General features: G+C 73.4%; 12 protein-coding genes. 7 read left to right on the top strand and 5 right to left on the bottom strand.

The window, feature by feature from the left end; all coding sequences use genetic code 11:
* Positions 1-48 precede the first annotated feature (48 nt).
* Positions 49-609 carry an isopentenyl-diphosphate Delta-isomerase gene (idi, locus tag DVA86_RS07895; protein ID WP_208876887.1) on the top strand — a complete coding sequence of 187 codons (561 nt, stop codon included), beginning with the start codon at positions 49-51 and terminating at the stop codon, positions 607-609.
* Positions 610-715: 106 nt separating this feature from the next.
* On the opposite strand, the gene DVA86_RS07890 is transcribed toward idi, so the two are convergent.
* Positions 716-1,264 carry an ATP-binding protein gene (locus DVA86_RS07890; RefSeq protein WP_208884496.1) on the bottom strand — a complete coding sequence of 183 codons (549 nt, stop codon included), beginning with the start codon at positions 1,262-1,264 and terminating at the stop codon, positions 716-718.
* Between the two features lie 207 nt (positions 1,265-1,471).
* On the opposite strand from DVA86_RS07890, the gene DVA86_RS07885 reads away from it, so the two are divergent.
* The 4 genes from DVA86_RS07885 to DVA86_RS07870 all read left to right on the top strand — a co-directional run bounded on the left by DVA86_RS07885 (position 1,472) and on the right by DVA86_RS07870 (position 6,208).
* Positions 1,472-2,263, top strand: a complete 792-nt coding sequence (locus DVA86_RS07885; protein ID WP_208876885.1) for an enoyl-CoA hydratase/isomerase family protein — start codon at positions 1,472-1,474, stop codon at positions 2,261-2,263.
* Between the two features lie 241 nt (positions 2,264-2,504).
* On the top strand, positions 2,505-3,368 hold the full coding sequence (locus DVA86_RS07880) for an SCO6745 family protein (RefSeq protein WP_208876884.1): 864 nt from the start codon (positions 2,505-2,507) through the stop codon (positions 3,366-3,368).
* 85 nt (positions 3,369-3,453) lie between these two features.
* Positions 3,454-3,594, top strand: coding sequence for an LPFR motif small protein (locus DVA86_RS07875; protein ID WP_208876882.1), 141 nt, complete (start codon positions 3,454-3,456; stop codon positions 3,592-3,594).
* Between the two features lie 130 nt (positions 3,595-3,724).
* Positions 3,725-6,208: a Tex family protein gene (locus tag DVA86_RS07870; protein WP_208876880.1), complete on the top strand. Its 2,484-nt coding sequence runs from the start codon at positions 3,725-3,727 to the stop codon at positions 6,206-6,208.
* A gap of 108 nt (positions 6,209-6,316) precedes the next feature.
* Here DVA86_RS07870 and DVA86_RS07865 read toward each other — a convergent pair whose 3' ends face one another.
* The gene (locus DVA86_RS07865) at positions 6,317-6,715 is read right to left on the bottom strand and encodes a gamma-glutamylcyclotransferase family protein (protein WP_208876878.1); all 399 of its coding nucleotides are present in this window, start codon (positions 6,713-6,715) and stop codon (positions 6,317-6,319) included.
* A 309-nt stretch (positions 6,716-7,024) separates the two neighbouring features.
* Here DVA86_RS07865 and DVA86_RS07860 point away from each other — a divergent pair, with 309 nt between their 5' ends.
* Positions 7,025-7,996, top strand: a complete 972-nt coding sequence (locus DVA86_RS07860; RefSeq protein WP_208876877.1) for an acyl-ACP desaturase — start codon at positions 7,025-7,027, stop codon at positions 7,994-7,996.
* Positions 7,997-8,080: 84 nt separating this feature from the next.
* On the opposite strand, the gene DVA86_RS07855 is transcribed toward DVA86_RS07860, so the two are convergent.
* The gene (locus DVA86_RS07855; RefSeq protein ID WP_208876876.1) at positions 8,081-9,715 is read right to left on the bottom strand and encodes an ABC-F family ATP-binding cassette domain-containing protein; all 1,635 of its coding nucleotides are present in this window, start codon (positions 9,713-9,715) and stop codon (positions 8,081-8,083) included.
* Positions 9,716-10,371: 656 nt separating this feature from the next.
* Between DVA86_RS07855 and DVA86_RS07850 the strand changes: the two genes are divergently transcribed.
* Positions 10,372-11,559 (top strand): amidohydrolase family protein, encoded by a 1,188-nt coding sequence (locus DVA86_RS07850; protein ID WP_208876874.1) that lies wholly within the window; start codon positions 10,372-10,374, stop codon positions 11,557-11,559.
* A gap of 26 nt (positions 11,560-11,585) precedes the next feature.
* Here DVA86_RS07850 and DVA86_RS07845 read toward each other — a convergent pair whose 3' ends face one another.
* Entirely contained in the window at positions 11,586-12,278 is a 693-nt protein-coding gene (locus tag DVA86_RS07845) for a nitroreductase family protein (RefSeq protein ID WP_208876872.1), read from the bottom strand.
* 2 nt (positions 12,279-12,280) lie between these two features.
* Positions 12,281-13,177 carry a LysR family transcriptional regulator gene (locus DVA86_RS07840; protein ID WP_208876871.1) on the bottom strand — a complete coding sequence of 299 codons (897 nt, stop codon included), beginning with the start codon at positions 13,175-13,177 and terminating at the stop codon, positions 12,281-12,283.
* Positions 13,178-13,192: the final 15 nt, after the last annotated feature.

Below are 13,192 nucleotides of genomic sequence, written 5' to 3'. Positions count from 1 at the left end.
TACGGCACACTGGGCACGTAACCGGACAAGCGCAAGAGAAGGATGAATATGGCGGACAGCTCGGCGGAGCCGATCATGCTCGAACTGGTCGACGAGGACGGCAGGACGACCGGCACCGCGGAGAAGCTCGCCGCCCACGTCCCGCCGGGCCGGCTGCACCGCGCGTTCTCCGTCTTCCTCTTCGACGACCAGGGCAGACTCCTGCTCCAGCGCCGGGCTCCCGGCAAGTACCACTCCCCCGGCGTGTGGTCCAACACCTGCTGTGGGCACCCGTATCCGGGCGAGCCGCCCTTCGTGGCCGCCGCCCGGCGGGTGGGCGAGGAGCTGGGCGTCACGCCGACCCTGCTGTGCGAGGCGGGCACGGTGACCTACCACCACCCGGACCCGTCCTCCGGGCTGGTCGAGCGGGAGTACAACCACCTGTTCGCGGGCTTCGTACGGGAGCCGCTGCGGCCGGACGCCGAGGAGATCTCCGAGACGGTCTTCGTCACCCCCGGTGAGCTGGAGAAGCGGCACGAGGCCGGGCCGTTCTCGGCGTGGTTCATGACGGTGCTGAACGCGGCTCGGCCCGTGGTCAGGGAGCTGAACGGGGCCGGGGCGGGCTGGTAGCCGCGCCGCCGTCGGCCGCCCGGTCCCGTACGCGGGCGGCGGTCACCGGCCGGCGGTGCGCGCCGGCCGGTGGCGTACGCGGCCGGGCCGCCGTGTGCGGCCCGGCTCAGCCCGCCGGGTCGCCCCGCAGCGGCTCGCCGCCGCGGGCGGCGCCGGGCAGCGGCAGCGCCGCCCAGATCACCTTGCCGCCGGCCCCGGTCTGCTCCACGTCGCAGACCCCGCCCGCCTCGCCGGCGATCGTCTTGACCAGGAGAAGCCCGCGCCCGCCGGTGTGCTGCTGGTCGGGATCGGCCTCCAGCGCCTTCGGCCGGTACGGGTGGGAGTCCTCGACCGCGACCCGTACCCAGGCGGCGCCGAGCGAGACCTCCACGCCGATCTCCGGCGAGAGCAGCGCGGCGTGCCGTACGGAGTTCGTGACCAGTTCGGAGACGATCAGCAGCAGTCCCTGCAGCAGGTCGTCGGGCAGCGGCGCGCGCTGACGGCGCACCAGGTCACGGACGGCATGCCGCAGCTGCGGCACCGCGGAGTCGACCGGCGGGGCGCTGAACCGCCAGGTGCCCTCGTACCAGAGAGGCATGGCGCGCTCCTGAACCGGCGTCGCGACCGGGGCACGGCCACCACCCGTCTCCGGTGGCAGACTCCCGCGGATTTCCATCTCCCGCACCCCGCTCCTATCGAGTGTTCTTGCATCTGTTCTTGCATCGAGTGTTGATATCTCACACCTGAAGTCCGGTGCAGTGAACGCAAGTCGGCACTTATCGATGGCATTTGACAAAGTGCTTACGGTTCGAGGTCACCTGTGACCGACCTTGCATGGGCGAATGCCACTTTCCGTGACTGCCGGACGGATACGATCACGCCCATGGAGTCAGCCGAGGGCACGCTGGACACGGAGCGGAACAACGGAGTCGCCACGGTCACCATCCGTCACACCGCCAAGCGGAACGCGATGACACCGGCCATGTGGCGCCAACTCCCCGTGGTTTTGGGGGCACTTGCCGCTGACACGTCCGTTCGGGTCCTGCTCCTGACCGGCGCGGACGGTACTTTCTGCGCGGGAGCGGACATCAGCACCCTCCGTACGGCGACGGACGGGACGCCCCCTCGGGACGCGCCGGACGCACCGGACGCGCAGGGGCTGGCGGTGGCGGCGGAGGAGGCGCTGGCGGCGTTCCCCAAACCGACGCTCGCCGTCGTACGCGGACACTGCGTGGGCGGCGGCTGCCAGCTCGCGGCGGCCTGCGACCTGCGGTTCGCCGCCGAGGACGCGCTCTTCGGGGTCACGCCGGCGAAGCTGGGCGTCGTGTATCCGGCGACGTCGACGGAGCGGCTCGTACGGCTGGTGGGCCCGTCGACCGCCAAGTATCTGCTGTTCTCGGCCGAGTTGATCGGCAGCGAACGGGCACTGCGCTGCGGCCTGGCCGACGAGGTGCACCCCGGCGGCGAGCTGGACCGGCAGGTGGCGGACTTCGCGGCGGTGCTGGCGTCCCGTTCGCAGCTGACGCAGGCGGCCGCGAAGGAGTTCGCGGACGGGCGCGGTGACGAGGCGCGCGTCGCGCACTGGCGCCGCGAGTCGGCGGCGGGCGGCGACCTGGCCGAGGGGGTCGGCGCGTTCCTGGAACGGCGTCCCCCGCGCTTCGCGTGGTCGCTCTGAGCGAGCCGCGACGACTGAGGAGTGACATCGGCGGCCACCGCGCCTGTGGGTCGCGGGCCCGCAGGCGCGTGGAGCAGCCCGCGCCCGCCGTGGCCGAGGGCCGCCCTCAAACGCCGGACGGGCTTGATTTGAGCCCGCCGGCGTGCAGGTCCCGCAGAGGTCGCGCGCAGGTCCCGCGCAGGCCGGACGGAATCGTTCCATCCCCTTCCGTCCCGCAATTACCCCTCGGTAACGTGAGGTCATGACGACTCTCCCCGATCGCGCCGGGCGACACTGCCACAACGTCCTGAATCCGCTGCACTCCGCCGCGTACTTCGCACCCGATCTGGCGAAGGAGCTGGCGCCGTACGGCATCGAGGACCCCGCGGCGGTCTACCTGGCCGGACGTGCCGCGGCCATGGGCGCGGTGGGCGCGGGGACGGTCACAGCGACCTTCTACAACTTCAACCACGCGCTCGTCGCCCGTTTCGTTCCGGAAGTATGGGATTTCGCCTCGCCCGACACCGTGCTCGCCGCCCGGCTCCGCGCCGTGGACTCGACGCTGCGCCGGCTGCTCGGCGAGGAGACCGCCGCCTCGGACGAGGTCCGCGAGGCCGCCGAACTGGCGCTGCAGGCCGCCCGCGGCTGCTCGCGGGCCGGCCGCCCGCTGTACGCGGCACACGCCGACCTGCCCGTACCGGACGCCCCGCACCTCGCCCTCTGGCACGCCGCCACGCTGCTCCGCGAGCACCGGGGCGACGCCCACCTCGCCGTCCTCCAACGCGCCGCCCTGGACCCGCTGGAGGCGCTGGTCAGCCATACGGCCAGCGGGCGCGGCATGGCCCCGAAGTGGGTGCTGAGCACCCGCGGCTACAACGAGCAGGACTGGACCGCGGCCCAGGACCGGCTGCGCGACCGCGGGCTGCTGGACGCCACCGGCGACCTGACCGAGGACGGGCTCACGCTGCGCAAGGAGCTGGAGGACGAGACCGACGAGCTGGACCGCGGGCCGTACGAGCAGCTCGGCGCGGACGGCACGGCCCGGCTGACGGAGCTGGCCACCGGCTTCACCAAGGCCGCGCTCGCCAACGGCGCGTTCCCGGCCGACCTCTTCGGGAAGGGCTGAACCGGACGGGCCGGACGGGCCGTGCGGGTCGGACGGGCCGTGCGCGCGCGGGTTTGAGTGCGGGAGCGGCGGCTACACGGGGTGCATGAAAGCCATAGCTGACATTCTCCGCATGATCGGTGGCGCGCTCGCCACCATCGTGACCCTGCCGTTCCGCGCGCTCGCGCGGCTGTTCAGCGGTGCCTCGCGGACGGTACGCCGCCCGCGCACGGGCCCGCGTATCTGAGCCGTACGACCACCGTACGGCCGGGGCGAGGCGCGTCCCACCGTCCGCCTGTCGGTGCCACCTGCCACAATGCAGGCTCACCGGGTGACATCCGGGAGCAATCAGCAGCGACAAGGCGGAACGGATCAACGTGACGACCACCATCGAAGGCAGGATCGCCGAGGAGCTCGGCGTACGGGAGCGGCAGGTCAAGGCCGCGGTGGAGCTGCTCGACGGCGGTTCGACCGTCCCGTTCATCGCCCGGTACCGCAAAGAGGCGACGGAGCTGCTCGACGACGCCCAACTGCGCTCGCTCGAGGAGCGGCTGCGCTATCTGCGCGAGCTCGAGGAGCGGCGCGAGGCGATCCTCGAGTCCGTACGGTCCCAGGGCAAGCTCGACGACGAGCTGGAGGCCCGGATCCGCGCCGCGGAGACCAAGGCGCGACTCGAGGACATCTACCTGCCGTACAAGCCGAAGCGGCGCACCAAGGCGCAGATCGCCCACGAGGCCGGGCTGGAGCCGCTCGCGGACGGCCTGTTGGCCGATCCGGACGTGGACCCGGAGGCCGCGGCGGCGGCGTTCGTCGACGCGGAGAAGGGCGTCGCGGACGTGGCCGCCGCGCTCGACGGCGCGCGGGCGATCCTCGCCGAGCGGTTCGGCGAGGACGCCGACCTCATCGGCGAGCTGCGCGAGCGCATGTGGGCGCGCGGCAGGCTCGGCTCGAAGGTGCGGGAGGGCAAGGAGGAGCAGGGCGCGAAGTTCAAGGACTACTTCGACTACTCGGAGGCGTTCACCGAGCTGCCCTCGCACCGCGTGCTGGCGATGCTGCGCGGCGAGAAGGAGGAGGTCCTCGACCTCGCTCTGGAGCCCGAACCGGAGGCGGAAGCGGAAGCCGCCGCCGGGCCCGCGGCCGCCGAGCCGAGCGCGTACGAGCGGGCGATCGCGCACCGCTTCGGGGTCGCCAACCGCGGCCGCCCCGGCGACAAGTGGCTCGCGGACACCGTCCGCTGGGCGTGGCGCACCCGCATCCTCGTGCACCTCGGCATCGACCTGCGGCTGCGGCTGCGTACGAACGCCGAGGACGAGGCCGTACGGGTCTTCGCCGCCAACCTCCGCGACCTGCTGCTCGCCGCGCCCGCGGGCACCCGCGCCACGATGGGCCTGGACCCCGGGCTGCGTACGGGCGTCAAGGTCGCCGTCGTGGACGCCACCGGCAAGGTGGCGGAGACCAGCACGATCTATCCGCACGCGCCGCAGAAGCAGTGGGACCAGTCGCTGGAGACGCTGGCGGCGCTCGCCGCGCGGCACGGCGTCGAGCTGATCGCGATCGGCAACGGCACCGCTTCCCGCGAGACCGACAAGCTCGCCGGTGAACTCATCTCCGCACGGCCGGAGTTGAAGCTCACCAAGGTGATGGTGTCCGAGGCGGGCGCCTCGGTGTACTCGGCCTCCGCCTTCGCCACCCAGGAGCTGCCGGACCTGGACGTCTCGCTGCGCGGCGCCGTCTCCATCGCGCGCAGGCTGCAGGACCCGCTGGCCGAGCTCGTCAAGATCGACCCGAAGTCGATCGGTGTCGGGCAGTACCAGCACGACCTGTCCGAGGTGAAGCTCTCGCGCTCGCTGGACGCGGTCGTCGAGGACTGCGTGAACGGCGTCGGCGTGGACGTCAACACCGCTTCCGCGCCGCTGCTCTCCCGCGTCTCGGGCATCGGCAGCGGCCTCGCCGAGAACATCGTGGCGCACCGCGACAGCAACGGCCCGTTCAGCAACCGCAAGGAGCTGAAGGAGGTCGCACGGCTCGGCCCGAAGGCGTACGAGCAGTGCGCGGGCTTCCTCCGCATCCTCGGCGGCGAGGACCCGCTGGACGCCTCCGCCGTGCACCCGGAGGCGTATCCCGTCGTGCGCACGATGGTGCAGTCGGCGGATGCCGACGTGCCGACGCTCATCGGGAACACGAAGGTGCTGCGTTCGCTTCGGCCCGCCGACTTCGTGAACGACAGCTTCGGGCTGCCGACCGTGACCGACATCCTCAAGGAGCTGGAGAAGCCGGGGCGCGACCCACGTCCGGCGTTCCGCACGGCCAGCTTCAAGGAGGGTGTGGAGAAGCTGGGCGACCTGTCCGCCGGGATGATCCTGGAGGGGGTCGTGACGAACGTGGCGGCGTTCGGCGCGTTCGTCGACGTCGGCGTGCACCAGGACGGGCTGGTCCACGTGTCCGCGATGTCGAAGACGTTCGTGAAGGACCCGCGGGACGTGGTGAAGCCCGGGGACATCGTGAAGGTGAAGGTCCAGGACGTGGACGTGGCGCGGAAGCGGATCTCGTTGACGCTGCGGCTGGAGGACGAGGCACCGGCGGAAGGCTCCGGCGCCCGTGGCGGCGCGGGGTCCGGCGGCGGTGAGCGGCGGCGTGGCCGCGGCGGCCAGGGCGCGGGCTCCGGTACGGCGCCGCGCCAGCGCCAGGGCGGCCAGGGCGGCCAGGGCAAGCAGGGCGGTGCCCAGGGCGGCCAGGGCGGCAAGCAGAACGGCGGCCGCGGTGGCGCAGGCAAGCGCCAGGCGGCGCCGCCCGCCAACAGCGAGATGGCGGACGCGCTGCGCCGCGCGGGCCTGCTGGACGGCGGCGGCAAGAAGCGGTAGCCGCGGTGGCGGTGTCCGCGGGCTCCCGGCCCGCGGACACCGCCGCGAGCAACGGACCACCGGGAGACGGGCTCACCGGGAGCAACGGTCCCGGCTGGCCCGGCCGGTTCAGCCGGTTCGCCCGAGGGCGGCCGCATAGGCGGCCAGCTCACGCCGGGCGAAGGCGGCCGCGTCCCAGCCCGCGTCGAGCACCCCGCCGCCCCGCCAGACGTACGCCGACGCCCGCCGCCCGTCGGCCAGCTCGACGGGCCGCGGTTCGTACTCGGGGCCCTCGAAGGCGTCGAGCACGTCGCGCTCCCCCGCCGACAGCCCGGTGAGCAGCAGCCCCTCGACGGTGGCTCCCGGCGCGGGCACGAGTCCGGGGTAGACGTGCCCCGCGAGAGCCGCGGCCCGCCAGCCTGCGGCCGCGGCCGCGCTGTTCTCCGGCACGCGCCCCAGGAGGGCGCGCAGCACCTGGGGGAAGCGGAGCGTGCCGTACACGAAGAGGGGTTCACCGCGGCCGGTCATGCCGCGACCCTAGTGCGCCACGACCCGGAGAATCGCAGGAGCGCGTCGGCCGTGCCGCCCGGGTCTTCTGCGGCGACGCCGGATCACGCGACGGGACACGAACGCGCGGCGACCGCGCGCGGCGAGACGTTTGCCACAGCCGCGTTCACGGGCGGCTCCGTGGCCTGCCGCGTCGCGCGCGCCCGTAATGATCGCCTTGCCATATCCGGGCACATCAACTTACGGTGTCGTAACCTACGGCACCGTAAGTGTCGCCCCGTGCGGGGCGCCTCCCGCTCGCCCCACCGTCCCCTCTTGTCAGGAGCCGCCGTGAGCCCCACCACCACACAGCACGCAGGTACGGACCAGTGGACGGACGCCCGTCTGCTCTACGCACTGGAAGAGGTGGTGGAGAAGGAGCTCAACCGGCACCTGTCGGTGGCCAGAGACTGGATGCCGCACCAGTACGTGCCGTGGAGCGACGCCCGTGACTTCGACGGCCCGCTCGAGGGCGAGGCGTGGACGCCGGACCAGTCGAAGGTGACCGACGTCGGCCGCGTCGCCCTCGTGGTCAACCTGCTCACCGAGGACAACCTCCCCTCGTACCACCACGAGATCGCCTCCCTCTTCGGCCGCGACGGCGCCTGGGGCACCTGGGTGCACCGGTGGACCGCCGAGGAGGGGCGGCACGGGATCGTCATGCGCGACTACCTGCTGGCGTCCCGCGCGGTCGACCCGGTGGAGCTGGAGAAGCTGCGGATGGCGCACATGTCGGAGGGCTTCGAGTCCGACAACGCGCACAGCATGCTGCACTCGGTCGCGTACGTCGCGTTCCAGGAGCTGGCGACCCGCGTCTCGCACCGCAACACCGGCCACCAGTCCGGCGATCCGGTCTGCGACCGGATGCTCGCCCGTATCGCCACGGACGAGAACCTGCACATGGTCTTCTACCGCAACCTGCTGGCCGCCGCCTTCGAGCTCGCGCCGGATCTGACGATGCAGGCCGTACGGGACGTGGTCGTGCAGTTCCGGATGCCGGGCCACGGCATGCCCGGCTTCGAACGCGCCGCCGCCCGTATCGCCATCGGCGGGATCTACAACCTCCGTATCCACCACGACGACGTGATCCAGCCGGTGCTGCGCTACCTCAAGGTGATGGAGATCGGCGGCCTCGGCCCGGAAGGGCTGAAGGCGCAGGAGGAACTGGGCCTGTTCATGACCGGACTGGACGGCGAGGCCCGCAAGTTCGACGAGCGGCTCGCGGCGCGCAACGCGCGCAAGGCGGCCCGCGCGGCGGGCTGACCGGCGGCTGTCCGAGGGCCCGCAGCCGTACGAGGTCCGGCAGCCGCGCGCCGACCGCGTCCGCGGGCCGGGCCGGCGTCCGCCTCACCGTTCGGTGACGCGGCCTTCCGCGACCTCAAGCCGCCGCGTGGTGTGCACCGCGTCGAGCATCCGCCGGTCGTGGGTGACCAGCAGCAGCGTTCCCTCGTACGCGGCGAGCGCCGCTTCGAGCTGCTCGATGGCCGGGAGGTCGAGGTGGTTCGTGGGCTCGTCCAGGACCAGCAGGTTGACGCCGCGCCCCTGGAGCAGGGCAAGCGCCGCACGGGTGCGTTCGCCGGGTGACAGGGTCGCCGCGGACCGCAGGACGTGCTCCGCCTTGAGCCCGAACTTGGCGAGCAGCGTACGGGCTTCGGCGGGCTGGAGCTCCGCGGCGGCACCGAAGGCGTCGAGCAGCGACTCCTCGCCGTAGAACAGCCGCCGCGCCTGGTCGATCTCGCCGATGCGCACGCCCGAACCGAGCACCGCCGCGCCCGCGTCCAGCGGCAGTCGGCCGAGGAGGACGGCGAGCAGCGTCGACTTGCCGGAGCCGTTGGCCCCGGTCACGGCCACCCGGTCGCGCCAGTCGAGCTGGAGGTCGACGGGCCCGAAGCGGAAGTCGCCGCGCCGGACTTCGGCCCCGCGGAGGGTGGCCACGACGGCGCCGGAGCGGGGCGCGTCCGCGATGTCCATGCGGAGCTCCCACTCCTTGCGGGGCTCCTCGACGGTCTCCAGCCGTTCGATCATCCGGTCCGTCTGGCGCGCCTTGGCGGCCTGCTTCTCGGTGGCCTCGACGCGGGCGTTCCGGCCGATCTTGTCGTTGTCGCTCATCTTGCGCCGCGCGTTGCGTACGCCCTTCTCCATCCAGCCGCGCTGCCTGCGCGCCCGCGCCTCCAGGTCGGCGCGCGTGCCGGCGTACTCCTCGTACTCCTCGCGGGCCTGCCGCCGCGCGCGCTCGCGCTCGTCGAGATACGACTGGTAGCCGCCGCCGAAGAGGGACACCTGCTGCTGGGCCAGGTCGAGTTCGAGGACGCTGGTGACCGTACGGGCGAGGAACTCGCGGTCGTGGCTGACCAGCACGGTGCCCGCGCGGAGGCCGCCCATGAACGTCTCCAGCCTGGCCAGTCCGTCCAGGTCGAGGTCGTTGGTGGGCTCGTCGAGCAGGAAGATGTCGTAGCGGCTGAGCAGCAGCGAGGCAAGGGACGCGCGGGCGGCCTGGCCGCCGGAGAGCGCGGTCATCGGGCGGTCGAGGCCGGTGTCGAGGCCGAGTTGGGCGGTCACCTCGGCGGCCCGCTCCTCCAGGTCGGCGGCGCCGAGCGCGAGCCAGCGCTCCAGCGCGACGGCGTACGCGTCCTCCCCGCCGGGCTGGCCCTCGGACAGCTGCCGGGTCCCCGCCTCCAGCGCCGCCTCCGCGTCCGCCACGCCGGTGCGCCGCGCGAGGAAGCCGCGTACGGTCTCGCCGGGGCGCCGGTCCGGCTCCTGCGGCAGATGGCCGACGGTGGCGGCGGGTGGGCTCAGCCGTACGGTGCCCTCCTCCGCCTCGGCCAGCCCGGCCAGCATCCGCAGCAGGGTGGACTTGCCCGCGCCGTTGACCCCTACGAGCCCGATGACGTCGCCGGGGCCGACCACCAGGTCGAGTCCGGAGAACAGCGAACGGTCGCCGTGGCCGGCGGCGAGATCCTTGGCGACGAGGGTGGCAGACACAATTCGCCGATCTTAGGCGAAGTGCGGGGTGGGCTGCGCGCGAATATTCCGGCGCGATCAGCGTGTCACCGGGCCGTGGCCGCCCCTGTCCGTCCTCAACCGCCGGACGGGCTCGAAGCGGCGATGCCCGCCCATCGGCCGGTCCGGTCAGCCGGTCAGGCGGTCAGGCGGTCAGGCGGTCAGGCGCCAGACCATGACCAGCGCGCCCAGCACGGTGATCGCGGTGAGCACGAGCATGGCCACCGCCACCCCGCGGCTGCCGGGTAACCGGTGCTTGCCGTCCATGGGGCCCTCCCGTCGCAGCGGTCCCCCTACTGCAGGGTCGCTGCGAACTGGCAAGCGAGTAAAGGGCACGTACGCACGTACCGCCGCCCGCCGCGTCCCGCCGGAACCCTTCGCACTCTTGTCGCGACCTGTTCACACGGCGGTGACCGCTCCGCACTCGTACGGGCGCGCGCGGGCTATAGAGTGACCCGCACGCGCGGCAACTCCGGTCCGGTGAGGTGGTGTTGGAGTGCGCGCAACGGGCGGGGCCCCGGCGTTCTCGCCTTCCCGCACGCGTGCGTTCCCGCCCCAGGGAGTGGGCGGGCACGCGCGCTGCGGCACGTTCCGTGCTCCGCCCGGCGACGCCCCCGCGTGATCTAGTGTGTGGCCGCATGGACTTCCTCCTGTCAGCCGGGCGCGTTCTCACGGCGGCGGGTCAGGCGCCCGTCACCGACGGTGCGGTGCTCGTACGGGACGGACGCGTCGCCGCCGCGGGCGAGCGTGCGGAGATCGAGGCCGGGGCGGGCACCGGCGTACGGGATCTCGCGCGGCTGGACTTTCCCGGCGCGACCCTGCTGCCCGGCCTCATCGACTGCCACGTGCACCTCGCGTTCGACGCGGGCGCCGACCCGGCGACCGCCGTCCAGGAGGTCGACGGCACCGGCCTGATCCTGGACATGGCGGCGCGGGCGGAGCGGATGCTGCGTACGGGCGTCACGACCGTACGGGACCTCGGCGACCGGGACGGCCTCGCGCTGCGGCTGCGCCGGGCCGTCGCGGACGGCGCGGTGCGCGGGCCGCGCGTGCTGGCCGCGGGCACGCCGCTGACCCCGCCGGGCGGGCACTGCTGGTTCCTCGGCGGCGAGGTGTCCGGCAAGGCCGCCATCCGCGAGCTGGTCCGGCGGAACGCGGAGGGGGGCGCCGACGTCATCAAGGTCATGGCGACCGGCGGCGGGATCACGGCGGGCGGACCGGCCGTCTGGGAGCCGCAGTTCACGCCCGACGAGCTGCGGCTCGTCGTACGGGAGGCCGCGGCGGCGGGGCTGCCCGTCGCCGCGCACGCGCACGGCACGGACGGCATCGCCGCGGCGGTGGCGGCGGGCGTGGACACCATCGAGCACTGCACGTGGCTGGCGCGGGGCGGGTTCGACGTACGGGAGGAGCTCGTCGCCGAGATCGCCGCGCGGGGCATCCGGGTGTGCCCGGCGCCGAGCCCCAACTGGCGTGGTTTCGCGGAGCGGTTCGGGCCGGAGCGCGCGGAGGAGATGTTCGCGCGGGTGCGCTGGATGAGCGAGCAGGGCGTACGGCTGATCGCGGGCACGGACGCGGGAGTGCCGTACGCCGTCTTCGACGACTACGTCTCGAGTCTCGGCTTCTTCACCCATCTCGGGTTCACGCCCGCCCAGGTGCTCGGCATGGCCACCGCGGAGGCGGCCCGCGCCCTGGGCGTCGACGGCGACACGGGGGCGCTGCGGCCGGGCCTGCGGGCCGACCTACTGGTGGTGGGCGGCGACCCGCTGGCGGACCTCGAGGCGCTGCGGGACGTGCGCTTCGTCATGGCGGACGGGCGGCCCGTCTGAGACACACGGTGCCGGGCGCGCCGGTCTCACAGCCGCACCATCACCTCGTCCAGCGGCTTGCGCCGCAGGTCCGGCACGCGCACGTCCGGGGCCGGGTAGCCGACCGGGATGACGTACGACGCACGCTCCTCGGGCGGGCGGTCGCAGATCTCGTTGAGGAACCTCATCGGGCTCGGGGTGTGCGTGAGGGTCGCCAGACCCGCCTGGTGCAGGGTCGCGAGCAGCAGGCCGACGGCGATGCCGACGCTCTCCTTCGTGTAGTACGGGCGGGGCGAGTGCGGGCCCTTGTGCACCTCGAAGACGACGATGACGGCGGGCGCGACCTCCAGGAACGGCTTGTGCTCGTCGGTGCCGATCGGGGCGAGCGCTTCGAGCCACTCCCCGGAGGCGCGGCGCCCGTAGAACTCGCGCTCCTCCGCCTCGGCCGCCTCCCGGAGTCGGGTCTTCCGCGCCGGGTCGGTGAGGACGACGAAGCGCCAGGGCTGCACGTGGGCGCCGCTGGGCGCGGTGGACGCCGTACGGACCGCCCACTCCAGTACGCCGTCGGGCAGCGGGCGCGCGTCGAAGTCGCGTACGGTCCGCCGCCGGGACATGACCTCGTAGAACGCGCGGGCGCGCTCCTCGGCCTCGTCGGCGGGGACCGTCATGGGTCGCAGCGGGACCGTGGCGTACGCGCCGCCGCCGGGGCCGTCACTCGTGCGGGAACTGGTGTGGACCATGGTCAGCAGGACAGCACATGCCGCGCGAGGGCGGCTAGACAGGCACGGATGATAGGACTCCGCGAACCTCCCCGCCACGCCGCCAGCACCTCCCGTTCCAGCGCCGGCTCGCAGGCGACGAACCGGACGCCGTCCGGCGCGGGCCGCTCCGCCATCGCCGGGACGAGTGCGGTGGTCAGCCCGGCCTCGACGAGGGCGAGCTGGGTGGTGTACTCGGCGACGGTGTAGCGGATCCGCGGCTCGGTGCCGCGCCCGCGCACCGCCTGTACGAGGGCCTCTCGCGGCTCGGTGCCGGGCGCGCAGCTGGCCCACATCTCGTCCGCCAGCTCGGCCAGGTCCACCGTGTCCCGTCCGGCCAGCGGGTGGCCGGCCGCGAGGGCGACCCGTACGTGCTCGCGTACGAGCGTCTCGAACGCGACTCCGGCGGGCAGCGCGATGGGGCGGTTGCTCCAGCTCTCGATGACCAGCAGGTCGAGATCGCCCGCGAGCAGCAGGGGCAGCATGTCGATGGCCTCGCCGTCGCAGACGGTCGGGGCCAGCCGGGGGTGCTCGCGGGTGAGGTCGGCGAGCGCGCCGGGCAGCAGGGTGCGGAGGGCGCTGCCCACGCCGCCCAGCCGGAGCGGCCCGAGGATCTCCTCGTGGAGGTCGGCCAGGTCCGTCTCGGCGGCGGTGAGCTGGCCGAGCACGCGGTCGGCGTGCTCGGTGAGGACGCGCCCGGCGTGCGTGAGCCGTACGCTGCGGCCGTCCGGTTCCAGCAGCCGGTGGCCGGACTCCCGCTCCAGCTTGGCGAGTTGCTGGGAGACGCCGGACGGCGTCACGTGCAGGGCCCGCGCGGCCCGTGCGATCGAGCCGTGCGCGGCGACGGCGACGAGAGCGCGGAGTCGGTCGACACTGAACACGGTAGAAATGCTACC

The sequence above is a fragment of the Streptomyces armeniacus genome (assembly GCF_003355155.1).
Taxonomy (GTDB): Bacteria; Actinomycetota; Actinomycetes; order Streptomycetales; family Streptomycetaceae; genus Streptomyces; species Streptomyces armeniacus.
This window is presented reverse-complemented; position numbering and strand designations above follow the sequence as displayed.